At 64.3% G+C, this 22,668-nt stretch carries 24 protein-coding genes; 4 read left to right on the top strand and 20 right to left on the bottom strand.

What is annotated here, in order from left to right:
• Positions 1-31: 31 nt before the first annotated feature.
• The 3 genes from R2834_14625 to R2834_14615 form a co-directional block, all read right to left on the bottom strand.
• Complete coding sequence (locus tag R2834_14625; GenBank protein MEZ4701569.1) at positions 32-457, bottom strand: TraR/DksA C4-type zinc finger protein; 426 nt, start codon at positions 455-457, stop codon at positions 32-34.
• 56 nt (positions 458-513) lie between these two features.
• Positions 514-894, bottom strand: a complete 381-nt coding sequence (locus R2834_14620; protein ID MEZ4701568.1) for an HPF/RaiA family ribosome-associated protein — start codon at positions 892-894, stop codon at positions 514-516.
• Positions 895-984: 90 nt separating this feature from the next.
• Entirely contained in the window at positions 985-1,944 is a 960-nt protein-coding gene (locus R2834_14615) for a universal stress protein (protein MEZ4701567.1), read from the bottom strand.
• A 301-nt stretch (positions 1,945-2,245) separates the two neighbouring features.
• Here R2834_14615 and R2834_14610 point away from each other — a divergent pair, with 301 nt between their 5' ends.
• Together R2834_14610 and R2834_14605 are read left to right on the top strand one after the other, a co-directional pair.
• The gene (locus R2834_14610; GenBank protein MEZ4701566.1) at positions 2,246-3,412 is read left to right on the top strand and encodes an HDOD domain-containing protein; all 1,167 of its coding nucleotides are present in this window, start codon (positions 2,246-2,248) and stop codon (positions 3,410-3,412) included.
• Between the two features lie 122 nt (positions 3,413-3,534).
• Complete coding sequence (locus R2834_14605; GenBank protein ID MEZ4701565.1) at positions 3,535-3,975, top strand: hypothetical protein; 441 nt, start codon at positions 3,535-3,537, stop codon at positions 3,973-3,975.
• A gap of 12 nt (positions 3,976-3,987) precedes the next feature.
• Here the strand turns inward: R2834_14605 and R2834_14600 are convergent, their stop codons facing one another.
• The 16 genes from R2834_14600 to R2834_14525 form a co-directional block, all read right to left on the bottom strand.
• Positions 3,988-4,527, bottom strand: coding sequence for a hypothetical protein (locus tag R2834_14600; protein MEZ4701564.1), 540 nt, complete (start codon positions 4,525-4,527; stop codon positions 3,988-3,990).
• Positions 4,517-4,693 carry a cbb3-type cytochrome oxidase assembly protein CcoS gene (gene ccoS, locus R2834_14595; protein ID MEZ4701563.1) on the bottom strand — a complete coding sequence of 59 codons (177 nt, stop codon included), beginning with the start codon at positions 4,691-4,693 and terminating at the stop codon, positions 4,517-4,519. The genes R2834_14600 and ccoS overlap by 11 nt, the downstream gene beginning before the upstream one ends.
• 4 nt (positions 4,694-4,697) lie before the next feature.
• Positions 4,698-7,172 carry a heavy metal translocating P-type ATPase gene (locus tag R2834_14590; protein MEZ4701562.1) on the bottom strand — a complete coding sequence of 825 codons (2,475 nt, stop codon included), beginning with the start codon at positions 7,170-7,172 and terminating at the stop codon, positions 4,698-4,700.
• Positions 7,173-7,209: 37 nt separating this feature from the next.
• Positions 7,210-7,713 (bottom strand): FixH family protein, encoded by a 504-nt coding sequence (locus tag R2834_14585; protein ID MEZ4701561.1) that lies wholly within the window; start codon positions 7,711-7,713, stop codon positions 7,210-7,212.
• Positions 7,694-9,172: a cytochrome c oxidase accessory protein CcoG gene (ccoG, locus tag R2834_14580; protein ID MEZ4701560.1), complete on the bottom strand. Its 1,479-nt coding sequence runs from the start codon at positions 9,170-9,172 to the stop codon at positions 7,694-7,696. The genes R2834_14585 and ccoG overlap by 20 nt, the downstream gene beginning before the upstream one ends.
• Positions 9,173-9,220: 48 nt before the next feature.
• On the bottom strand, positions 9,221-9,823 hold the full coding sequence (locus R2834_14575) for a c-type cytochrome (protein ID MEZ4701559.1): 603 nt from the start codon (positions 9,821-9,823) through the stop codon (positions 9,221-9,223).
• On the bottom strand, positions 9,816-10,004 hold the full coding sequence (locus R2834_14570; protein ID MEZ4701558.1) for a cbb3-type cytochrome c oxidase subunit 3: 189 nt from the start codon (positions 10,002-10,004) through the stop codon (positions 9,816-9,818). Before R2834_14570 ends, R2834_14575 begins: the two co-directional genes overlap by 8 nt.
• Positions 10,001-10,720 (bottom strand): cytochrome-c oxidase, cbb3-type subunit II, encoded by a 720-nt coding sequence (ccoO, locus tag R2834_14565; protein MEZ4701557.1) that lies wholly within the window; start codon positions 10,718-10,720, stop codon positions 10,001-10,003. Before ccoO ends, R2834_14570 begins: the two co-directional genes overlap by 4 nt.
• A gap of 24 nt (positions 10,721-10,744) precedes the next feature.
• Positions 10,745-12,223 carry a cytochrome-c oxidase, cbb3-type subunit I gene (ccoN, locus tag R2834_14560; GenBank protein MEZ4701556.1) on the bottom strand — a complete coding sequence of 493 codons (1,479 nt, stop codon included), beginning with the start codon at positions 12,221-12,223 and terminating at the stop codon, positions 10,745-10,747.
• A gap of 258 nt (positions 12,224-12,481) precedes the next feature.
• Positions 12,482-13,135: a response regulator transcription factor gene (locus tag R2834_14555; protein ID MEZ4701555.1), complete on the bottom strand. Its 654-nt coding sequence runs from the start codon at positions 13,133-13,135 to the stop codon at positions 12,482-12,484.
• A 71-nt stretch (positions 13,136-13,206) separates the two neighbouring features.
• On the bottom strand, positions 13,207-14,652 hold the full coding sequence (locus R2834_14550) for a PAS domain S-box protein (protein ID MEZ4701554.1): 1,446 nt from the start codon (positions 14,650-14,652) through the stop codon (positions 13,207-13,209).
• A 111-nt stretch (positions 14,653-14,763) separates the two neighbouring features.
• On the bottom strand, positions 14,764-15,813 hold the full coding sequence (locus tag R2834_14545; protein MEZ4701553.1) for a nitroreductase: 1,050 nt from the start codon (positions 15,811-15,813) through the stop codon (positions 14,764-14,766).
• A 70-nt stretch (positions 15,814-15,883) separates the two neighbouring features.
• Positions 15,884-16,837, bottom strand: coding sequence for a universal stress protein (locus tag R2834_14540; GenBank protein MEZ4701552.1), 954 nt, complete (start codon positions 16,835-16,837; stop codon positions 15,884-15,886).
• 13 nt (positions 16,838-16,850) lie between these two features.
• The gene (locus R2834_14535; protein ID MEZ4701551.1) at positions 16,851-17,354 is read right to left on the bottom strand and encodes a universal stress protein; all 504 of its coding nucleotides are present in this window, start codon (positions 17,352-17,354) and stop codon (positions 16,851-16,853) included.
• 8 nt (positions 17,355-17,362) lie between these two features.
• Positions 17,363-18,319 carry a universal stress protein gene (locus R2834_14530; GenBank protein ID MEZ4701550.1) on the bottom strand — a complete coding sequence of 319 codons (957 nt, stop codon included), beginning with the start codon at positions 18,317-18,319 and terminating at the stop codon, positions 17,363-17,365.
• A 39-nt stretch (positions 18,320-18,358) separates the two neighbouring features.
• The gene (locus R2834_14525; protein MEZ4701549.1) at positions 18,359-19,312 is read right to left on the bottom strand and encodes a universal stress protein; all 954 of its coding nucleotides are present in this window, start codon (positions 19,310-19,312) and stop codon (positions 18,359-18,361) included.
• Positions 19,313-19,845: 533 nt separating this feature from the next.
• On the opposite strand from R2834_14525, the gene R2834_14520 reads away from it, so the two are divergent.
• Positions 19,846-20,052 carry a DUF2892 domain-containing protein gene (locus R2834_14520; GenBank protein ID MEZ4701548.1) on the top strand — a complete coding sequence of 69 codons (207 nt, stop codon included), beginning with the start codon at positions 19,846-19,848 and terminating at the stop codon, positions 20,050-20,052.
• Positions 20,053-20,148: 96 nt separating this feature from the next.
• On the opposite strand, the gene R2834_14515 is transcribed toward R2834_14520, so the two are convergent.
• On the bottom strand, positions 20,149-21,693 hold the full coding sequence (locus tag R2834_14515; GenBank protein MEZ4701547.1) for a peptide ligase PGM1-related protein: 1,545 nt from the start codon (positions 21,691-21,693) through the stop codon (positions 20,149-20,151).
• Between the two features lie 457 nt (positions 21,694-22,150).
• Here R2834_14515 and R2834_14510 point away from each other — a divergent pair, with 457 nt between their 5' ends.
• Complete coding sequence (locus R2834_14510) at positions 22,151-22,666, top strand: DinB family protein (protein ID MEZ4701546.1); 516 nt, start codon at positions 22,151-22,153, stop codon at positions 22,664-22,666.
• Positions 22,667-22,668: the final 2 nt, after the last annotated feature.

Below are 22,668 nucleotides of genomic sequence, written 5' to 3'. Positions count from 1 at the left end.
ACGGTACGTAGCGGGGCATCCCCGCCGCCGCCTAATGACTCGACGAGGCCGCCAGACGCGCGCTCGCCGGCGCCGACAGATCCGCATAGGGCATCGCTTCGAGCCGCTCCAGCGGGATGCGCTTGCCCGTGATGCGGCAGATCCCGTAGGTCCCGTCGTCGATCCGTTCGAGCGCGGCATCGAGGGCGTTCAGCACGTCCAGATGGCGTGTGCTCAGGATGGAGAGGACATCGTGATCCACCTCCGCGATATGATGATGCCCATCCAGCTCGAGTTCGGCCCGCTCCATGTCGCCGGCAGCCTGTTCGTGAACCAGGTTGATTTGCTGGACGATCTCCGCGCGCATGGCGAGGATGCGCCGGCGAAAATAGGCTAGCTGTTCGTCGGTGAGATCGGTGCCGCGTGGGGCGTCAGGCGTTTTCGCGCGGGACGCGTTGGATCTCGTGGTAGCTTCCATGACCTTGTTGGATAACCGGTTCGATAGGGAAGGATGACCGCGATGCGCAGGGTCCGCTAGACCGACTCTTCGCCCAGCATCTTCTTGGCGTCGCGTCCGCCTTTCCGCGCCCGGTCGATCACCCGTTCACGCCACTCGCGCAGCTCGCGGGAGAGGCTGTGTTTTAACTGGACGATGGCCTGCTCGACGTCCGGCGCAGAGCCTTCGGTTCGGATGGTGTGGCCCGGCAGATTGACCAGCGCTTCGGCCCGGTACTGCTGTTCCGTATCGCGTTCCAGGGGATGCCGGCGCGTGGTCCGTTCCAGTTCGATATCGAGAAATACGGCATCCAGGTTCATGTCTCCGAGGACGTGAAAACAGTCCACCACCTTTTCCATGACCAATGCCCGAAGCTCCTCTGTGAGTTCGAGATGGGTCCCCTGCAATGTGACATTCATGGCGTTTGAAACGAATCGTAAAGTGAATAAGCCGGCATCGGCATCCCGGAGGGGACACGAGGCCGGCGGGATAAAATTCGGCCGCGGCGCTTATTCGGTCTGGGGCTCCAGCGCCCGGTTTTCGGACGTCGCGTAATCCGCCACATCCTTCCCGAACGCTTTGAGGACGAACACCGGCGCCGGCGCCTCGCGAATGACTTTTTCGGCGACGTTGCCGAACACGAACCGATCGAGCCCCGTCAGCCCGTGCGAGGCCATCACGAGCACATCGATATCCGACCGCGACGCGAAGTCGAGGATGCGGTCCGCCGGATGGCCCTTTTCGATATGGGTTTCCACCTCGATGCCGGCCTTCCGGACGAACGCCTCCGCCTCCGCCATTTTCTGATTGACCCAGGTCTCGACCTCCTGCAGGATGCCGTACCCCGGATCGAGCGCCATCCCGTACAAGCTCCGCGGAATCGGCTCGTACAGGACGTGGAGCAGCACCAGCCGCGCATGGTACAGGGCGGCCAGCTCCGTCGCGTACAACAGCGCACGTTCGCTGTGCGCCGAGAAGTCGAGCGGCGCCAGGATGCGGCGGACCGGGCGCGCGGGGAAGGCGTCATCCGCCTCGGCGCGTACCGTCAGCACCGGACAGGGCGCTTCACGCACGACCTCTTCCGCCACACTGCCCATGAACAGGCGCCGCATGCCGCGCCGGCCGTGCGTTCCGATGACGATCAGGTCCGCGTCGTGCTGACGGGCGTATTCGACGATGGCGGGGCCCGCCGGCGTCGCCTCCGGCCCCGGAACCACGATCCGCTCCACCGCCACCCCGGCCAGGTCCTCGCCGCTCAGCGCATTCACGATCGCCGCCTCGGCTTTCTTTTTATGCTCGACAAAATAATCTTCGCGAATGTGCGGCATGCTCAACGCCGGCAATTCCACGACATGAAGTACATGGAGTCGCGCTCCATAGACCCGCGCCAGAAAAGCCGCGTGGGAGAGCGCATGGGCCGCGCTGGACGAAAAATCCGTCGGGCAGACGATGGTCTCAACATGCAACATGGCGATACCCCCTGATGCTCGGTGACGGCATGGATCGATGACACCGGAAAGCGCCCACGCCGAGCGGATTTCGGTCGTTTCCAAAATAGGACGGGCAGGCGCCGGCCATGAGCAGGGTTGCACCATCGGGCCGCTGGGGGCGGCGCCGAAAGTTGTGAAGGACGCCCCCTTACACCGGCCTTCTGCGCACCTCTCGGCTTCCTTCCCGCGGATTATTCTTGAAGGCTTAGCCCCTCAGGCGATGTGCCGATAACACGAACGGAGTCCTTCTCTACTCGTCGTTATTAGATGCCCCAATTCCATGCAAGCGATCACAGGCGCCATACCCTCTCCGCCTCTTCTCGCCTTTAAAGTCCTCAAACTGGCGCGGCAGGAGCCGCTCGACTTTGGTGCTATTTCGCGCATCATCGCAACCGATGCCTCGTTGAGCAGCACGCTCATGAAATACGCCAACTCGTCGCGAAACGGGCTGCGACGGCCGATTACGGACCTGGCGCGGGCGCTCGTGACCCTGGGTCGCGACGCCGTCATCGATATCGTGATGATCGATGCCATGCGGAGCCTGAAGGCCGCGTCGCGCGTCACCTGGCCCGGCGGGGACGAGGGCTTCTGGAAACACTCCGTCGCCGTCGCGATCGCGGCGCGGTACCTGGCGTCCCGTACGGGCATGCCCTATCCGGAGGAGGCCTTCACCTGCGGCCTGCTGCACGATTTTGGCAAGCTGGTGATGCTGCACCATAGCGGCGCGGCCTATGGCCAGCTGCTGGTGGAGTCCGCCACGGCGGACAAGCCGCTCTTCAAGCTCGAACAGCAACGCATCGGGCACACGCACGCCAACATCGGCGCGATCGTCGGCCGTCAGTGGCGGCTGCCGGATTCGCTCATCCATGCCATCGAGCAGCATCACGAAAAACCGGATGTCGTTTTCGGAACGCTCGGCAACCTGGTGCGGAGCGCCAACCTCCTGGTCAAAATCGCCGGCATCGGGCACAGCGGTTCACCCTACGTCCTCGTGGATTCTTACCGCCGGATGCCGCATGCCCGGCTTACCGCACCGGACCTGATCGAGATGATCGTGCAGCTACCGGGCAAGGTGGGTGAGCTCGCCGCGTACATCCTGGGCGGCAGCGGCGAAAAAAAGCCGGCGCAGGATCCCGGCGCCGAACGTCCTCGCGTGTACGTCGACATCGTGAGCGAAGACGAGGCCGCGCTCGTGCGTTATGTGCTCATCGGCCTCGGTTATACCCCGAGCCTGCCCGGCGGCGACCCCGCGCAGAGCGAGGAAGACGGCATCGAAACGAGCTACGCAGCCGTCATCAGCGACCACGTCGAGGCCTGCACCGTCGTGGGCCCCATGATCGACTATGCGCCGCGCATCGCCGATAAACAGCGGGTCGATTTGCAGGCCAATATCGAGGAATTGAGGGCGTGGCTGCTTGAACACATCGCCGAAGCGTGCCCCAGTTGAACGCGTCAGGGGCATGAGGCCCATCCACGATAGAGATTAAGGCCCGTGCGCACCGTCACGATACGGCAGTTCGGGCGCCTGCAGGTGACAGGAAATAGAGATCTGTAATCCGATAGACCGTAATGGCGACGTATCTGCTCGACTACGACATCCTGATCGAATTGCACGACCCATCCAGTGTATGGCATCAGTCCGTGAAGGATGCCGTGGACGAACTCGTCGCGGAAGGCCATGTCTGCCTCATCGAGGGGCGTATGCTGCCCGATCTGTGGAGTTTGCTCACGCGGCCGGCCATGCTCAACGGGCACGATCTTTCCCCCGAGGCCGCGACGGCGCATCTGGACGCGCTGCGCGCCCGCTTTACGATCCTGACGGACCCGCCCGCCGAGGCATGGATCGCCTGCGCGCGGACCTATCAACTGGTCGGCGACGACGTCCGGCAGGCGCAGCTGCTTGCGGCCATGCGCGCCGCCGGCGCGACCCACCTGCTCACGATCACCCCGCCGTATCTCCCAGATTCGTGCGGGATCGAGCCCGTCGTGCTCGACCCCGTCATCGTCTGACGCGCTCCGGCGTCAGGGCCACACATTGCCCATCGTCGCCAGGATGCCGATGGCGATCATCATCACGACGGCGACCACCAGAACGGCCGTGCTCATACCACTCGGGGTGGATTCGATCAGATAGGGCGAGACCACCTCGTCGCCGGCAGCCCGGCGCATGGAGGGCGGGCGCGGAGCCGCATGCGACGGAGCGCTGACCGGCCGCGACGCGGGGGCCGCGGAAGCCTGGGCCGCCGGCCGTGCCGGCGCCGCCATCGCCTCATCCGACACCGCGATAAAGCGGCCCGTCTCGCTCCACGCCTCCTGCCCCGCGCGGCCCGACTGCACGCGCCAGAAATAGGCGGACTCGCTCGGACGCAGGGTATTGAACAGCGTGAAGACGGTGGTGCGCGGGATGCGCGCGTCGAACACGACATCGCTGAAGCTGCTGTCGCGCGCGACCTGAAGACGCAGGGCGTCGGAAAGAGACGGTGCGCTCCACTCGAACGTGGTTGCGCCGGCCTCGGCGGCGCTCTCGTTGACGGGGGCGACGAGGTTGATATTACTGCTCATGGTTGTGTTGGTTTGCGTTCGGAGCCGGGGTGTCATCCATGATCACGCGGAGCGCCGGCGTATGCACGTCGTCGAACTGGCCGCTGGAGCTGGCCCACCGGAAGGCGAGCACGCTGAGTCCGGCCAGGGCGAGGGCGACAGGTACCAGGATGTATAGGACATTCATGAGGTTATTCCTCTGTTTCATCGCGTACGGCACGCGCGGGCGCCGAGGCCAGCAAGGCCACGATGAGCGAGCTGACCGGCATCGCGATGGCCGCCAGCAGGGGATGCACGACGCCGGCCATCGCGGCCAGGGCGCCGGCGAGATTGTACGCGAGCGAAAACCACAGGGTGATGCGAATCCGGCGAAGCACATCGGCGGTCGCTGAAAACAGGTGGCGCAATCCGGCCAGCCCTTCCCGGGCGACGTACACATCGGCCGCCGAGAAGCCGGGCGACAGCGTCCCGGCGACGGCGATCCCGACCGACGACGCCCGCAGGGCGGCCGCGTCGTTGATCCCGTCCCCGATCATCGCGACGACGTGGCCCGCGTCGCGCAACCGCTGGATGTAGGTCTGTTTTTGCTCCGGCGTGGCATACCCGGTCGCCCGCTCCGGCGCGATGCCGAGGCGTTCCGCGATGGACGCGACGACGCTCGGATGGTCACCGGAGAGCAGATGGATCGTTTTTCCCTCGGCCTGCAGCCGCGCCACGAGCCGGCGGGCGTCGGGCCGCACGGCATCCGCGAGCGCCAGCACGGCGACCGGCCGCGCATCGACCGATACGACGACCGTGACATGCCCGTGCCGCGTGTAGGTGTCCACGGCGGCGCGGAGCGACGGAGGCGCCTCCGCGGCCCCAAAGACCCAGTCGGGCCGGCCGAGCCGCACGCGCCGGCCCCGTACGATGCCCTCGACGCCCTTTCCGGGCACAAGCACGCGGTCATCCGCCTGATCGTCGGAGGCGTAGGCCTCGAGCACCCGCGCCACGGGATGGGTGAGGCCCCGTTCCAGCGCCCCCGCGTCGCCGAGAACGGACGCATCGCCCTCCAGATCGACCACGCGCAACGCGCCGGCGGTCAGGGTGCCGGTTTTGTCGAATACGAGGGTGTCCGCATCGTGCAGTGTCTGAAACACCGATTCGTGTTTCATGAACACACCCAGGCCGGCCGCGCGTCCCGTCGCGACGGCCAGGCTCAGCGGCGTGGCCATGGCGAGCGCGCACGGGCAGGTGATCACAAGCAGGGCGACCATGTTGAACACGGCCCGGGACGGATCGACGGACCACCAGATCCATCCCGTGATCAGCGTCAGCCCCAGCACCGCCAGCACGAAGTAGGCGCTGATGCGGTCGACCAGATACGATACCGGGGCGCGGTCGCTCTCGCTGCGCTCCACCCAGTCCAGCAGCCGGCCGAGCCGGGTCTCCCCGCCGGCGGCATCGACGCGGACGAGCAGGTCGGCGCCGCGGTTGATGGCGCCGGCTTCCACCGGCGCGCCCGGGGCGATGGTCAGCGGGCGCGACTCACCGGTCAGCGCGGCGTTGTCGATCGCCGAGATGCCATCCAGAACGACACCGTCCACGGGGACCACCTCGCCGGCAAGCACTTCGATGGTGTCGCCGGCCCCCAGCGCCGTGCACGGGACGAGCGCGCGTTCCGCGCCGTCGATCACCTTGCGCGCCATGACGGGGATCAGCCGGAGCAACCGGTTCGCGGTCTCCTGCGCCCAGCGCAGGCTGCGGAACTGCAGCCAGCGCGCCGTCAGCAACGCGGCGATAAGCACGCTGATCGAATCGAACCAGACGTCGCCGGCGCTGCCCTGGATCGTGGTCCACGCGCTGTGCAGGAACGCAATCAGCACGCCGAGGGCGATGGGCGTATCCATGTGCATGTTGCGCAGGTTGCGCACGCGCACGCTGGTTCGCAGCGATTCCCAGGCCGAGGAGAAAAACGGCCGCCCCCCGTATACCAGCGCCACGCAGGTGAGCGCGAAACTCAACCAGCGCGCGCCCGTGGCCAGCTGCGGCTCCCGGACGATGTCGAGCCCCGCGTACTCCGCCACGGCGAGCAGCATGACGTTGCCGGCGAGCGACCACGCGGCGCCGACACGGCGCAGGAGCCGGCGTTCGGCCTCCGGCGCGCCCTGCGCCTCCGCCGATACGGTCTGTAGCCGGTAGCCAAAACGGGCCAGCCAGCGCGCCACGGTGGGAAGCGATACCCGTTCGGCGTTCCAGCGGAGCCGGAGCCGGCCGCGCACCAGATTCAGCCGGGCCTCGGCAACGCCCGGGACGATCTGGGGCATCTGCTCGACGAGCCAGACGCACCCGGCGCAGTGTATCCCTTCCAGCTGAAACGTCCCTTCGCGCAGGCCGGCCTCGTCCAGCCGCGTGTGCGCCGCCAGGAAGGCCGGACTGTCGATTTCGGCCAGAAAAAGCTCGTCGAGCCTCGTTTCGTCCGCCCTGCCGGACGCCGTCTCCTGGACGTCGCGCAGGTGGTAAAAGGTCTCGTCCAGGCCGGCGTCGTGCAGGGCGCGGTACACCATCTCACACCCCGTGCAGCAGAACGACGGCTCGCCTTCGACCGCCGGCGCCGGCAGACCGCAGTGCGCACAGGGCACGGTCCGGGCCGAAACCGGCGGAGATATGAGGGTCGTTTCGGTCATGCCATTCGAGACGCGAAGGCCGGCAAGGCCATGCCGCCTAGAGCTCGGTGCGAACGTTCGTGATGAAGGCGGAGGTATCGGTGGTCGCCCGGACATAAAAATCCCAGAGCCCCTCCCCTTCGAGCGATGCGATGGCTTCGTAGGTGCCGGGCGTCGAGGTAGCTGCCAGCGTCACTTCGGCGCGGGCGTCCACAAACTGGGGGCGGTAGGCGGTCAGCGTCACGTTCAGGCCCGGCACGGCCGCGCCGGCGCTATCGCGGATGACGCAGCGCACGAGCCGACCCTCCGCGTGCGCGGTGACCTCGATGGCGGCGCTCCATCCCAGGGCGTCGCTGCGGGCCTGCTCCGCGCGCCGGACGTCGTAGTCGACGGCCTTCTGGTAGTAGTCGTCGATCACCTGCGCCCCGCCGTCGGAACGCGCCAGAAAGACCACGATGCTCATCGTGACCACGCTCGTGAGGAGCAGAGCGATCACAAACGCGGGCCACTGCCAGCCGGAATGGGGCGTGCCGGCGTGGCCGTTAGTTGTTGGCTGGTTCATGCGCGGACGGACCGAGTAAGGGAAACGAAACCGTTTCGGTGACACCGTCGGAAAACGACACGTCAAAGGTCGTTTCGCGGCTGGTGGATGTTTTGAAATAGTCGGGCTGGACGACAACCCAGGCCTCGAGCCGGATCATCTCGCCCGGCTGGATCGGCATCGGGTGCACGCCGACGAACCGCATTTCGATCTGATCCTTCGGCAAGCCGGTGATCGTCATCGTCGTCGTGGCGCCGGTCTGGTTGCGCACGCGGAAACGCAGCCGGTTTGCGATGGAGCCGTCCGGCAGTTCGGTGAACGGCGAACCCGTCACGCGCCCGACATTGATATCGTAATCCGAGCGCAGCACGAGCCCGACGACGAAGAGGGTCGACACCAGCCCGATCAGCAGGGTGTAGAGGATGGTTCGCGGGCGGAAGAGCCGGGACTCCTTGCCGGCGAGCGCATGTTCGGACGTATACCGTACGAGGCCGCGCGGCTTGCCGATCTTGTCCATAATGGAATCGCACGCGTCGATGCACTGCGTGCAGGCGATGCATTCCATCTGCAGGCCGTTGCGGATGTCGATCCCCGTCGGGCAGGTGCGGACGCACGCGAGGCAGTCGATGCAGTCGCCCTGAGCCGGCCGCACGCCGGCGGCCTCTTCCTCCATCGTCTTGCGGGACCGCTTGGCGCGCGGCTCGCCGCGCCCGGGGTCGTACGAAACGATCAGGGAGTCGGGATCGAGGAGCACCGACTGCATGCGGGCATACGGGCACGCGATCGTGCACATCTGCTCGCGGAAGTAGCCGAAATCGTACAGGATCAACCCCGTCGTCAGGGCCATCATCCCGAAAAATCCGAAGTGTTCGCCGGGCGGATCCAGCATCCAGTCGATCAGCGTCTGCCACCCCACGAAATACGCCACGAAGGTGTGGGCGAGCAGGAGCGCGATCAGCAGATAGATGCTGAGCTTGAGCCCCTTGCGCCAGGCCTTGTCCCAGTTCATCGGGCCGGCGTCGCGGCGCGACCGCACGTGCTCCTTCCCCTCGATCAGGCGTTCGATGGGCCTGAACACAAACTCGAGATATACGGTTTGCGGACAGGCCCATCCACACCAGACGCGGCCGAGCAGGGCGGTGCCGATGATCACCACCAGCACCATGCTCACCCCGAAGCCGAGGAGAAGCAGGGTATCGGTCGGGTAAAACGTCAGGCCGAACAGGGCGAACTCCCGATGCACGAAATCCAGCATGACCGCCGGCTTGCCGCCGATGTGGATCACGGGGAGCGCCAGGTACAGCACCACGAGCACGTAGCCCACGATCCGGCGCCAGTTGAAGTACCGGCCCGGGCTGGATACCGGATAGATCCAGCGCCGTTTCCCGTCGGCGCCCAGCGTGCTGAGCACCTCTTCGGGAGACTCCAGAATCCGGGGCGCCTCGGTTACAAACGGAGTTGACTGTTCGGAACGTTTCATGGTCGTAACGCGCGCCGCGCCGGGGGCGTGGCGCACGGTCAATGCCCCCTAGACGGCTTCGCCTTCAGGAGCTTTGGGGTTGGGCGGATTGGTGCCCTGGATCGACTTGATGAAGGCCACCAGTTCGGCGCGTTCTTCCGGGGAGAAGACGGCTTCCCAGGGCGGCATCCCTTTTTCTAGGACGCCCTTGGTAATGACATCGAAGATGGCGGAATTCGCCGCGCCATGGATCCAGTAGTTATCGGTCAGATTCGGACCGATCAATCCCTGGCCCTGCATCCCGTGGCAGGCCGCGCATTGCGCCGCGAAGTGCGCCGCGCCGGCTTCGACCATCTCCGGATTCGCCACCAGCGCATCCAGGGAGCTGGCATCGACGGCGGCGTCGGGGTTGGCTTCGGCGTAGGCGTGCCGCATCACCTGCAATTCCTCGCGGCCCTGCGCCAGGTCGTCCTCGTAGGAGTCGAGGAATCCGAAGACGTGGACACCGAGGACGTAAATCGGTGCGAAGATCACGGAGAGCACGAAAATCCAGACCCACCATCCGGGCATCGGATTGTCATACTCCTTGATTCCGTCATAATTGTGCCCGCGAATGATCGCGTCGTCGCCGCCGGTCGTACCGTCAGGCGCGTGGCTGGGCGTTTCAGGCATGGTTCGTCTCGGTTGGAATGGGTTCAGAATCGTTCAGGGGCATGCTCTTGGCGGCGTCGCGAAACCGGGCGGACAACGAAAAGGTGTAGACCAGGATCAGCACGAACGCCACCACAAAAGCGATGAGCCCTATTTCCGCCAGCGCGCCGGTTTCCAGCGCGCGAATGGCATCCTTCATCATGGCGTACCTCCTGCAGATTGATATTCCGGCGCGGCCTTGAGGTCTTTCCCGAGGCGCTGGAGATAGGAAACGAGCGCGACGATCTCTTTGGATTCCAGGCCGGCCGGACCGCCCTGGGACGCCACGCCGGCGGCGATTTGCTGCGCCTGCTGGCGCGCCGTGGCCGTCGCCTGCGCGATCTCCTGATCGGTGTAGGGCACGCCCACCCGGCTCAGCGCCCGGAGCTTCGCCGGTAGGGCATCCAGGTCCGCCTCCTTGCTGAGCAGCCAGTAGTAGGGCGGCATCAGCGAACGCGGACTCGTCGAGCGCGGATCTTCCATGTGGCGCACATGCCACAGGTCCGGGTATTTCCCGCCCACGCGGGCGAGGTCCGGACCGGAACGTTTCGAGCCCCAGAGGAACGGGTGGTCGTACACGAACTCACCCGGCTTGGAGTAGTCGCCATACCGTTCGATCTCGTCGCGGAAGGGACGGACCTGCTGCGAATGGCAGTTGTTGCACCCTTCGCGGATGTAGATGTCGCGGCCGGCGACTTCCAGCGGCGTGTACGGCGTCACCGTGGAAATCTTCGGGACGTTGGTGGAAACGAGCACCAGCGGAATGAACTCGACCGCGCCGCCGATCAGGATGGAGATCCCGATCAACACGGAGAAGAGCAGCGGCCAGCCCTCGAGCTTTCGGTGCGCGCCTTCGGTCTCTATAATGCGTTTTGCCATGGTTTACTCTCGGCTTTTGGGAGATTAAGACTGGACCGCCGGCAGCGCGAACGCCGGATCGGGCAATTCCTTGGGCGCGCTGCGCACCGTCTGGATCATGTTGATCCCCATCAGGACGACGCCGGAGAAGTAGAGGAGTCCGCCGATCAGACGCACCCAGTACATCGGGACGATCTGGACCACCGTTTCGATGAAGTCCGGATACGTCAACCGGCCGGCTTCGTCGAAGGCGCGCCACATGAGGCCCTGGGTCACGCCGGCGGTGTACATCGAGAACACGTACAGCAGCATGCCGATCGTGCCCACCCAGAAGTGCGCGGTGGCCAGCTTCTGGCTCCACAGCTCGGTGCGCCACAGACGCGGCAGCAGCCAGTAGATCATCCCGAACGTCATAAAACCGTTCCAGCCCAGCGCGCCGGCGTGTACGTGACCGATCGTCCAGTCCGTGTAGTGGCTGAGCGCGTTGACGGCCTTGACCGAAAGCAGCGGCCCCTCGAAGGTCGACATCCCGTAGAACGTGATGCCGATCACATACATTTTCAGCACCACGCTGTCACGCAGCTTGTGCCAGGCGCCGCGCAGCGTAAAGAGGCCGTTGATCATGCCGCCCCAGCTCGGCATCCACAACATGACCGAAAACACCATCCCGAGCGTCGCCGCCCACTCCGGCAGCGCCGTGTAGTTGAGGTGGTGCGGGCCGGCCCAGATGTAGATGAACACGAGGCTCCAGAAGTGAACGATCGACAGCCGGTACGAGAACACCGGGCGATCGGCCGCTTTCGGGAGGAAGTAGTACATCAGCCCCAGGAAAGGCGTCGTCAGAAAGAAGGCGACCGCATTGTGGCCGTACCACCACTGGATGAAGGCGTCCTGTACGCCGGCGTAAATCGGATAACTCTTGAACAGGCTCGCCGGCATGGCCAGGCTGTTGCCGATGTGCAGCACCGCCACCGTGATGATCGTGGCCATGTAGAACCACAACGCCACGTACAGATGCTGCTCACGCCGCCTCTTGAGGGTCATAAAAAAGTTGATGGCGAAAACCACCCACACCAGCGTGATCAGGATGTCGATCGGCCATTCCAGCTCCGCATATTCCTTGCTGGTCGTGATGCCGAGCGGCAGGGTGATGGCGGCCGAGACGATGATGGTCTGCCATCCCCAGAAGTGCACGCGGCTCATCAGGTCGTTGAACATGCGGGCCTTGGTCAGCCGCTGCGTCGAATAATAGATCGCAGCAAAGATCGCATTGCCTGCAAACGCAAAAATGACGGCGTTGGTATGAAGCGGCCTCAACCGGCCGAAGCTCAAATACTCGCCCAGGTTGGCGGGCCAGAAAGGAAGTTGGAGGGCGATGATGACCCCCACCAGCATGCCGACGAGACCCCAGATAAACGTCGCCCAGACAAACATCCGGACAATGCCCTCGTCGTAGGTGAACAGCTGGTAATCCGATCGTTCGGATTCGATGCCTGCTTGCCCGATTCGGGTGCCAGTTTCCATGTGTTTAGCGGTGCTGAGGAGAAAAAAAGATTGGCAAAAGGTACAGACGCCACCACCCGCAACGATGACGGCGACACCCTGTAACCTATGCAGGGGCGCCCCCTCGCGATGCGCAGGTCAACCCTTTTTTCGCTGTAAGGAGAATCCCTACGCCCGGCTGGATATGAACGTCATGTGAAGACCTGAAGGAAGTGCCTTCTTCACAGACGTTAAGATGATACGTTGCCCGATTTCCAATGGCAAACGCGGGTTGGGCCTTCAGCCGGCCCCGACGCTCTCGACCCACTGGATAGCGTGCTGCAGCAGTTCGGTCGCGTTGTCGAGATCGAGTTTGCTCTTGATGCGCGCGCGGTAGGATTCGACCGTCTTGATCGAGAGGTGCAGCCGTTCGGAGATCTCGCGGGTGGTGAGGCCGCGCCCGGTCAGTTCGAAGACCTCGAGTTCACGGTCGGAGAGGACCTCCATCGGGGAGGTGCCCTGCGAACGCCGGCCGGCGAGCATCCCCATCAGCAGCCGCTCGTTGATATCGGGGCTCACGTAGATCCCGCCGCTGAGCACGCGGTGCACGGCCTGCACGATCACGTCGCCGGCCTCCATCTTCATCACGTAACCCCGGGCGCCGGCACGGATGGCGCGCTCCGCATACAGCGATTCGTCGTGTCGCGAGACGACGACGATCTTTACGTTCGGGTAGATCGCCTGGAGATGCTTGATGAGTTCGAGCCCGCTCATGCCGGGCAGCGAGATGTCCACGATCGCCACGTGAGGCCGCATCGTTTCGAACAGCTCCATGGCGTCTTCCGCGCTGTCCGCCTGCCCGATGACTTTCAAGTCGGATTCCGTCTCGAGCGTCATCGCCAACCCCTTCCGCATGAGGGGGTGATCGTCCACAATGATGATGTTGTACGTCATGACTCTTCTTGGTTTGGCGGCCCGCAGCATTCAGGGTGGACGAAGCGGCCCGCGTGTAGGCAGCATGATCGCTAGATGGTTTCCTGTTCGGTCACGTAGGCATCGTCCGATCGGTCGGGCTTGTTGGCGTAGGGCACGGTGCAGGTAATCACCGTCCCATCCGCGGCACTGGTCCGCAGGTCAAGCGCCCCCCCGATCATCTGGGCGCGGTACTTCATGATATTCAGCCCCATCCCCACACTGTCACTGTTCCGCGGCCGTATCCCGCGGCCGTTGTCCTGCACGCGGAGCCGCAATTGCCCCTGGCCGGACGCCAGCAACATCTTGATCTGGGAGGCCTCGCTGTGCTTGGCGGCGTTGTTGGTCGCCTCCTGCGCGATGCGGTAAAGATGCGTGGCGACGGAGCTGTCGTACACATGCACTTTTTCGCCGATCTCCTCGAACGAACAGGGAATGCCGAACATGCGGGAGGCGTTCGTGGCGAGGCGCTCGAGCGCGATGGACAACCCGTTGCTGTGAAACTCGATGGGCACGAGACCGCGCGCCAGCGTCCGCGCCTGCTGATCGGCGTCCTTCACGAGTCGCGCGATTTCGGCGACATCCGACGCCTCGGCGGCCCCGTTGCGCTCCATTTTGCGCGCGAGGTTCTGGGCGATCAGGCCAATGCCCGTGAGCATCTGCCCGAGTCCGTCGTGCAGATCCTGTCCGATCCGCCGGCGCTCCTGCTCGCTGATGCGCAGCAGCTCTCGTTCGAGCTGCCGCTTGTACGAGATGTCCCGCACGATGCCGGTAAACCCCCGCTGGCCGTTGGTCACCACTTCGCTCACCGCCAGATCCATCGGAAACACGCTGCCATCCTTCCGCAACCCCTGCACCTCCCGCCCGATGCCGATGATCTTGGCGTGGCCGGTTTCCAGATAACTCCGCATGTAGCCGTCGTGCTCGTCGCGCATCGGCTGCGGCATCAACACCTGGATACCCTGGCCGATCACCTCCTGCGGGGTGTAGCCGAAAATCCGCTCCGCGGCCCGGTTAAATGACTGGATGGTGCCCCGCACGTCGATCGTGATCACCCCGTCGACCGTCGTCTCGAGCACCGCGCGGGCATTGGCTTCGCTGGTACGCAACGCCGCCTCGACCCCCCGGCTCTCCGAACGCTTCACGATCCGCGCGCGGGCGAAGGTCAGCCGGCCGGCGAGACGCAACGGGGTGACCGGCGCGAGGATGAAGTCGTCGACGTTGTACGAGAGCAACTCCTCCGCGGTGTAGCTCGGATCTTCATAAAAAATGGCCATCACGAGCGGAAAACACTCGGCATTGTCCCGTATTCGGACACAATCGGCCAACACCTCCCTCGTGACCGACGTCAGGACAATCAAATCCGATTGCTGCAGCACGCACCGCCGGCTCAGCGACTCGGTCACCGCGACGTATTCAAACGAAAACCCGGTGGCGGTCAGCGCCTCTTCCAGATCGGAAAATCGGGCATCCGGATCAGATAAGATGATACTTTTCACGTGCAGCAACCGGGTGTAAAGGGCGTGAACAGAGGGAAGCAACGCCCAATATACAACCCGCAACACCGCACGCCTGTACAGCCACCCCTGCGTCAGACGTAGGCGAATCCCCTACGCATCGCCGCCGGGATTTTGCAGCGCGTGGGTCACGATTTTTTCGTCGACGGCCTGACGCGGGACTTCCTCCGAGGCCTGCCCCAGCGGATGGCCCAGCCGAAGAACCAGTTGCGGATAGGGATGCCCCACGAGTTCCGCCAGACGCTGACGCGTCGCCGGCACCTCCACCCCCTGATTGAGGAAGGATGCGGAGAGGGTCAGACCGGTCGATGTCAGCAGCAAGCGCGAAAGCGCCTGCCCGGTATTGAGCCAGTTTACGCGGTTCTCGTGCGGCGTACTGATGACGACGATCGCCGGCGCACTGGAGACGTCGCGCAGGGTAAACTGGGCTTTTTCTCCGCCCCAGTCAGCCAGCTCGCCGCCCGTGGTGCCGCGGCGCGTGCGCGCGAACGCCGGCACGAGATCCGGAGGCGTGTTTCCGGGCTCGACGGTCCATGACGACAGCTCGGCACGCAGCCGATCGTTGCGGCCCTGCAACGCCATCCCTTCGGCGATGAGCGTCCCGACAGCCTCTTTCGCGCCTTTTTCGGTGAGCACCTCGATCGCTACCTGCTCCGGCTCGCCCACGGCCCGAAGGGAGGCCAGCTCGTCGTCCGTCAGGGGCAGCTCCGCGAAATCCCCCCGGTGGGTGCGTCGTTTTTTGATGGCCGCAAAAAGCTGCTGCTCGAGCGGCGTGGCCTCGCCCGGCGCCACGATGCGCACCCGCGCCAGCAGATGCGGCTTGTCCTGGTCCGGGAAGGTATGCACGATCGGCGTATGCTCGTAATGCTTGATCGCCATCCGAAGGTTGAACAGCGCGGCGCCGCAGCTGATCACCAGTTGCCGATGCTCGGGGTCGAGCACGGTCATCGCGCGGGACGCATCCGCGAAAAACTCCACCTCATCGTCCAGCACCCGAAACGACCAGGGCTGCGTGTTGTGGAGGGAAGGCGCGAGCACCGCGTAGTTCAGCAGAAACTTCAGCTTCTGGCTGGCGGAACCGCGCGAGGGAAACCCTCCTTCCGCAATATTCCAGGGGTTCTGAGGAGCATACGATGAGATCATGGTACCACGTGCCGGAGCAGGAACGGCGTACGAAGTGACATCCTGATTAAGCATTACAACGTACGATTGGTCAAGAAGTGGTCGTGATGGAAGCTCCCGAGGCCGGCGCAGTTTCGGCGGATTCCGCCACCGACGTATGGGCGATGTAGACCGCCCGCTCGGAATGCCGGATCACCCATTCGGTCACGCTGCCGAGGAAGAAGCGCTCGACGACGCTCCGACTGTGCGGCGCGATGACGATCAGGTCCGAGAAATTGCGCTCGGCAACCTCGTGGATGACCCGGCTGGCAAAACCCTCTTCGACCACGGTGCGAACGACAAAGCCTTCCTCTTTCAAGGGAGCGGCCAGTTTTTCGAGGGTTTGGATGGCCTCGTTTTTCCGCTCGGGCATCAGCCCGTAGAGCACGTCGGCATCGACGCCCCAGGCCGGGAGCGGGGGTTCGGGGAGCACGTAGAGCAGGTCGATGGCGGCGCCGTACATCGCGGCGAGCACGCCGGCCGTTTTCAGTTGCGCCCCGCTGGTCGGCGTCAGATCGAGGGGGACCAGCAGGCGTTTGGCCGGTTCGTACCGGGTGTGATCGCGCACGGCGAAGACGTCGCACCCGGCGCCCCGGATGACTTCTTCGGCGACGCTGCCCAGGAGGAAACGCCGCAAACCGCGCCGGCCGTGTGTGCCGATGACGATCAGGTCGATGTTTTCGTCCTGCGCGTAGGCAATGATCATCGGCGCCGGCGACGGGCCGTGTGTATGGACGCGTTTGATCCGCAGATCGGTCGCTTCGTGCGCGTTGATGAGGGCGATCATCCGCGCGTCGGCTTCGTCCTGGAGTTGACGATAGAACCGCTTCTCGTCAAGCGCGGCCGTGTACACGCTGTGCAGCGGGTCCTCGCCGAAGGTAGGCGCCACATGCAGGAGGTGGAGTTCCGCCCCCTGCCGGCGGGCCACATCCAGCGCCGCGGCCAGGGCCGACTCAGACGATTCCGAAAAATCGGTTGGATGCAGAATGCGCGTATAGGCAGCCATCGTAGTTCCTCCGCTAGGCGTTCTGTTCGGCCAGTGCCGGCCGTTCCGTGGCGTCGTCGTCTCGCTCGGGGGCCACGTGGGCCCGCATCACGAGTACCGGGCACGGCGCCACCCGCACGACGTGCTCGGCGACGCTGCCCAGCAAGACGTGCTTCAAGCCGGTATGACCATGGGTCGACAATACAATGAGATCGCTCTTCAGGGACTCGGCCGCGGCGACGATCTCGGACGCGGCGTGCCCTTCCCGGAAGTGGGACGCTACATCCGGATGCACCCGATGCGCTTCCGACAACCATTCGTGGAGCGAATGCTTCGCCGCCTCGCGCAGATCGGGCACCTTGCCATACACCTTGAGCGCGCTCGCCCCGTAGAGGGCCGGAAAATCGGGCGGCTCAAACACATGCACCAGATCGACGCGCGCCCCCTGGCTTGCGGCCAGATCGAGCGCCGCCGCCATCGCGTCGTGCGAAGGGGGCGAGAAGTCTACCGGGACGAGCATGCGTTGGAACCGTTGCATCACAATCGCTAGCGTATATGACGGGATGATTCCGCCTCGCCGGCCGCGACCAGCACCGACTTGCCAAGCGGCTTGACGGCAAACACCGCGCAGGGCGCATGACGCGCCACCCGCTCGGCGACGCTCCCCATGAGGAAGCGCTTGATGCCGGTGAGGCCATGCGTGGCCATCACGATCAGGTCGGTCTCGTTGTCTTCCGCAAACGCGGTAATCCCCGAGGCCGCATGCCCGATCCGGACGTCCATGTCGGGAAGCCTGTCCGACGGGAAAAATTCGTGCGCCAGTTTTTCGAGCATCTCGCGCGAGCGGTCGAGCACGAGGTTTACGGTCGAGATCGGCGCCGCTTCCACCCCGTAGACGGTCGGAAACACCGCTTCTTCGACCATATGGAGCAGCGTGACGTTGCTCTTGAATACGCGGCTCAGCTCGGCGGCGTGATGGAGGGCCTCGCGCGAATAGTCGGAGAAGTCCACCGGCACCAGCATTTCGATGGTGTCCTTGGCGAACATCGCGAGGGCGTCCTCCTTGATGGTCAAGACCGGGCAGGGCGCCGTACGCAACACATGCTCCGCCGTGCTGCCGCGGAGCAGCCGGATCGGGCCATGCCGGCCGTGCGTGCCCATCACGATCAGATCGATGTCGTACCGGCTCGCGAACGACACAATGGCTTCCTCGGCGGTCTTGCCGAAGATTTCAGCCTGCACGACCCGCACCCGTTCGCCGTCCCGCACGTCGATGACTTTGTAGAACGGATCGTCGAGCGAATACATCGGGCGGTTTTCGTCCGCCGGCGCGTCGGCTGCGTAATAGGTGAGCGGATTGTTCGCCTCATCCTCCTTCACCCGCGCGTGGAACACCACGACCTCCGCATCGAAGCGGTCCGCCAGCGCGGCGGCCGTCGAGAACGCGTGCTCGGCGCATTCGGAGAAGTCGGTTGGAAACAGAATGTGGCGTATGGCTACCATGGCGCCCTCCAGTTCGTTTGGTGTCGGATCGGTGACGCGTTATAAAACCGCTACGGCGTGCTCGCGCTTCCGCTCGGGCACGCGCAGGTTACCGGATTTCACGGTGAAGACCGGCGTCGGGGCCTGGCGCACGATGCGTTCGGTGACGCTGCCCATGATGGCGCGATCGAGCCCCGAGAGCCCGTGCGTGGCGATCACGATGAGGTCGTTGCCCTGTTCGCGGGCGGCTTCCAGCAATTCATGCACGGCATGTCCGCGGCGCACGGTGTACCGGACGGGGCCTTCCGACCCCGGCGTTTCGGCATACAGCTTCTTCAGATGCTCGATCACACTGGCCTCCAGATCGGGGTTGGTGTCATAGACCGAGAAGACGCCGGTATTGTAAAACGCCGGATGCAGCGTCTCTTCCACGACATGTACCAGATCGAGACGGGCATCGAAGAAGTCCGCCAGGTCTTTGGCGACGCCGAGTGCGTAGGTGGCGTGCTCGGAAAAGTCGATCGGCACCAGGATGGAGCGAACCGACGCCGTGAGCGGCTTGAGCTGTACGTGCTCGCGCACCGTGAGCACCGGGCAGCCGGCCAGCCGGACGACCTCCTCTGCCGAACTGCCGATCAGTTTCCGGGGCAACCCGCGCCGGCCGTGCGTGCCCATCACGATCAGGTCGGCCGAGTACTCCTGCGCATACTGCAGGATGGACGGCGCCGCGGCAAAGTCGCGCAGCACGCAATACACGATGCTCGGGATATCCGAGACCTGCCGGCCCAGCGCCGCTACAGCCTCCTGTATGGCGCCATGCAGCATATCCTTCATCCGCGCAGCCTTCACCGTATCCTCGGATCCCTTCAGCGGGGAGTCCGCATGCATCACTTCCACATACAGCAAATGCAGCGAAGCGCGCGTGGCGATGGCGAGCTCGATGCCATCCTTCAGTGCCTGGGACGAGCACGAAGAAAAATCATGGGCGACAAGAATGGTGTTGATGGTACGCATGGCTGCTTCCTCCGCTTTTTCCTGGAGACGGCTTACGTAAGAACAGTACGCGAATACGAGCCCCGTCGATGAAAGGTCACACCCACAGGTGAGCAAGGGGAATGGCGTGCCCCCATGACGGGCAATACCCTACACATTTCGCCTTGATTTTAGCGCCCCTCGGATCGGTCGATTGTCTCGACAGAGGGCGGTCCTTCGGTTGGATGAAGGCCTCAAGCGAGGCCTGCCTGCAGCCCCTCGCCGATCGCGCTCGCCTGGTCCGCACTTTTTAGCGCGTTCTTCTGGCATGTTGTCTGCATGCGGTTCTGCCGGTAACGAATAGTGGATGAACAGCGATCACGCTTCCACAAGCGTGGTCACGCGCGCCTGGCGCGCACCCGATCGTCGGATTCGTTGTGCAGCGGACGCCCATGCAGCAAACTAGGGCGGCCGCGAACCGCCGGCGCCCGCAACGGCGCCTGCCTTCACGCACACCTTATGTCGTGAGTAATCGGCCCCCGGTTGCTTTTTAATTGGAAGCCGACGGTATGTCAATGGAAGTTATTCTGACTCAATCTGAGAGGTTGATCCGGGCCGCGGTCGGTATGATCGTGGTGGGTATCGGCCTGATGTTCAGTAGTTGGTGGGGTGGAATCGGGCTGGTGCTGCTCCTGACAAGCCTTTACGGCGCCTGCCCGGTCTATGCCGCGATCGGCGCCCTCACAACGGCCCTGCGCCACCGGTCCAAGGCGCACGGGTGAGCGGGTTTGAGGTTCAAGGTTTGAGGTTCAAGGTTTAATGTTCACGGCATTCGATTCCCTTGAACCTTAAACCTTGAACTTCGAACCTCAACCCCTTCAGTACCCCATCACATGGACGCGCGGCGTTTTTTGCGATTCGCCGGCGAGCACGTTTACCGTGTCCGCATACAGCTCTTGCGCCCGTTTCGGGCTATCGCCGATGCAGAGGACGCCCAGTTTGCCAAATTCGGACAGGGCGCCGATCAGGTGAAAGACCACGCCTTGCTGCGTGGCGCCGTGAAAGTGGAGATCGTGGCACACCGCGATGTCGATCAGGTCGTCGGGCGTTAGCCCCTGGTACACCGCGTCCTCCATGTTGTCCGATGCGTAGTAATAGCGCGGCTGGCCGGCCGGGGTGAGATACAGGCCGCTCGCGGCGTCGTAGGCGCCGTCGGCCAGATAGTGCAGCATCAGATTGGGGTGCGTCGTCCCGCCTTTCCGCAGGTTGATCTCGATCGCGTAATGCCGCCAGCCGGCCGGCTCATGCACGGAGATGAAGTCGACGCTGAACCGCCCCAGGGCGCCGCGGCTCCGGAGCACCTCGGCCACCCGCAAGCCGGCATCCTGCACGTCGAGGCGGTAGGCTTCGTTCGCCGGAAACGTGCAGCCCAGAAAAACCTGACCCGAGGGCCCGCCCAGCACCTGATCGTGGGTCGATATGGGCGACACCTCCCCGAGCGGATCGATCCGGCACTGCGCGGAGGGCGACTGCTTGCGCGCGCCTTCCAGAAAACTCTCCACGATGCCGTTCATCTCGGAAAACTTCTCACTGTAGCGCTCCCACGTCTCACCCCGGGCCTCAAAACCGATACGCGTGGGCAAGACCCGCCGGATCCAGGGCAGCAGCTCCTCATCCTCCGGGCACCCGTCATACGCAAACAGCGCGTTGCCCTCCCCGGAAAACCCCTCGTTCAGCTTGACGACCGCCCGGCGGAGCGTCGGATTGCGTTCCTTGAGCAGCGCCAGCGCCTCGGCGACATCGTCCATGTCGCGCAGACGCTCGAATCCGTCGGGCATGGGCACGCCGGCCTCGCGAAACACCTCCCGGCTGCCGCTTTTCGAGCCGAGGTCCGCCAGCGCCGGATCCGTGGCGTAGAGCGGGATGCCGAGCTGGAGCGCCAGCGAGCGCTCCAGATGCGTCGCGTTGAAGCAGCTCATGTGCGCATCCTGGCAGGCCGACAGCGTCTCGCGGATCTTCTCCAGCAATCGAGGACGTTCCAGGATTTTCTGGGACAGCGGCTTTGGCGAGGCGTCGTTGCAGCTGAGGAGCGTGAGCCGGCGGCGCGCATGGCTCAGCGGAATGCCGGGCAACAGGTGCAGGTAATAATCGATGATCGTCGGGTGGATCGGCTGGCTGGTGATGTACACCAGATGCGTGCGCGGCATGCGGAGCAGCATCAGCATGCACAGCAGCCGCTCTTCGTAGTGATGCACCCCCGAGATCTTCGACAACTCGCCGGCATCCAGGCTCAGGCTGGGAACGACGACCACCGCCCTCGGACGCTGCGTATCGGGAAATACGCGCTGGAATTGATTCTGGAGTTGCTTCTGCAGGCGAAGGAAAAGCTCCGTATCTTCAGAAGCCGGCGTACGTGCGGGCATGGCATGGATCATCGCTGGATTGGGTATGCGTCCAAAGGGTGCCTTCCTTGGGCAACGTAGCGCGACCTCGCCTACCCACCTGCCGGCAAGAGCCCGGTATCGCTGTGGGGTCAAACCCTATGTCCTGCCGCGTCCCTCAGTGCATCCGATGGTGGATGTGTCCTTTCCGTTCGATGGACGACAGCACCATCATGAGTCCCAGAAATACGACCAGCGTCAGTACAGCTACTTCTATCGATACCATGGGATCACCTCTCACGGGCTGATTACGCCGCCCCGGGGGTGGCGGCCTGAGGAGATGGATTCACCGACCAACATAGGGCGCCGCCGACGCGATGCCTGAGAGGCGAACACGCCTCCGGGTGTAAGGCGCCGCCGCACCCGATGCCCGTCGCCGCGCGGTGCGGCCGGGCAACGCCCCGAAACGCCCCTTGACCAACCCGCTATCCCTATGACCATGGACGCCGCATTCATCGCGCAATCCCGCTATTACCTGCAGGACGACTTCCTGCCGAAAATCGAGCGCGCCGTCGCCCTGATCGACGAGGAAACCATCTGGTGGCGGCCCAACCCGGCGTCGAACAGCATCGGCAACCTCATGCTGCATCTGGCCGGCAACGTCCGGCAATGGATCGTCAGCGGCATCGCCGGCGCGGCGAATACGCGGCAGCGGCAGCTGGAATTCGATACGCAAGGCCCCATGCCGGCCGTGGAGCTGTTGACCCGGCTGCGCCACGCCGTCGCGGAAGCCTGCGGCGTGCTGAGCCGGCTGGAGCCCGACACCCTGTCGGAAAGCCGGCAGATCCAGGGCAACGACGTCTCGGTCATGGAAGCGATCTACCACGTGGTAGAGCATTTTTCCATGCACACCGGCCAGATCCTCTACATCGTTAAACTCCGCACCGGGGAACCCTTCGGGTTCTACAAGGCCACGGAGAACGGGCAGGCGAACGTTCGCTGGAACGCCGAATAACG

It is taken from the genome of Rhodothermales bacterium, assembly GCA_041391505.1.
Taxonomy (GTDB): Bacteria; Bacteroidota; Rhodothermia; order Rhodothermales; family JAHQVL01; genus JAWKNW01.
This window is presented reverse-complemented; position numbering and strand designations above follow the sequence as displayed.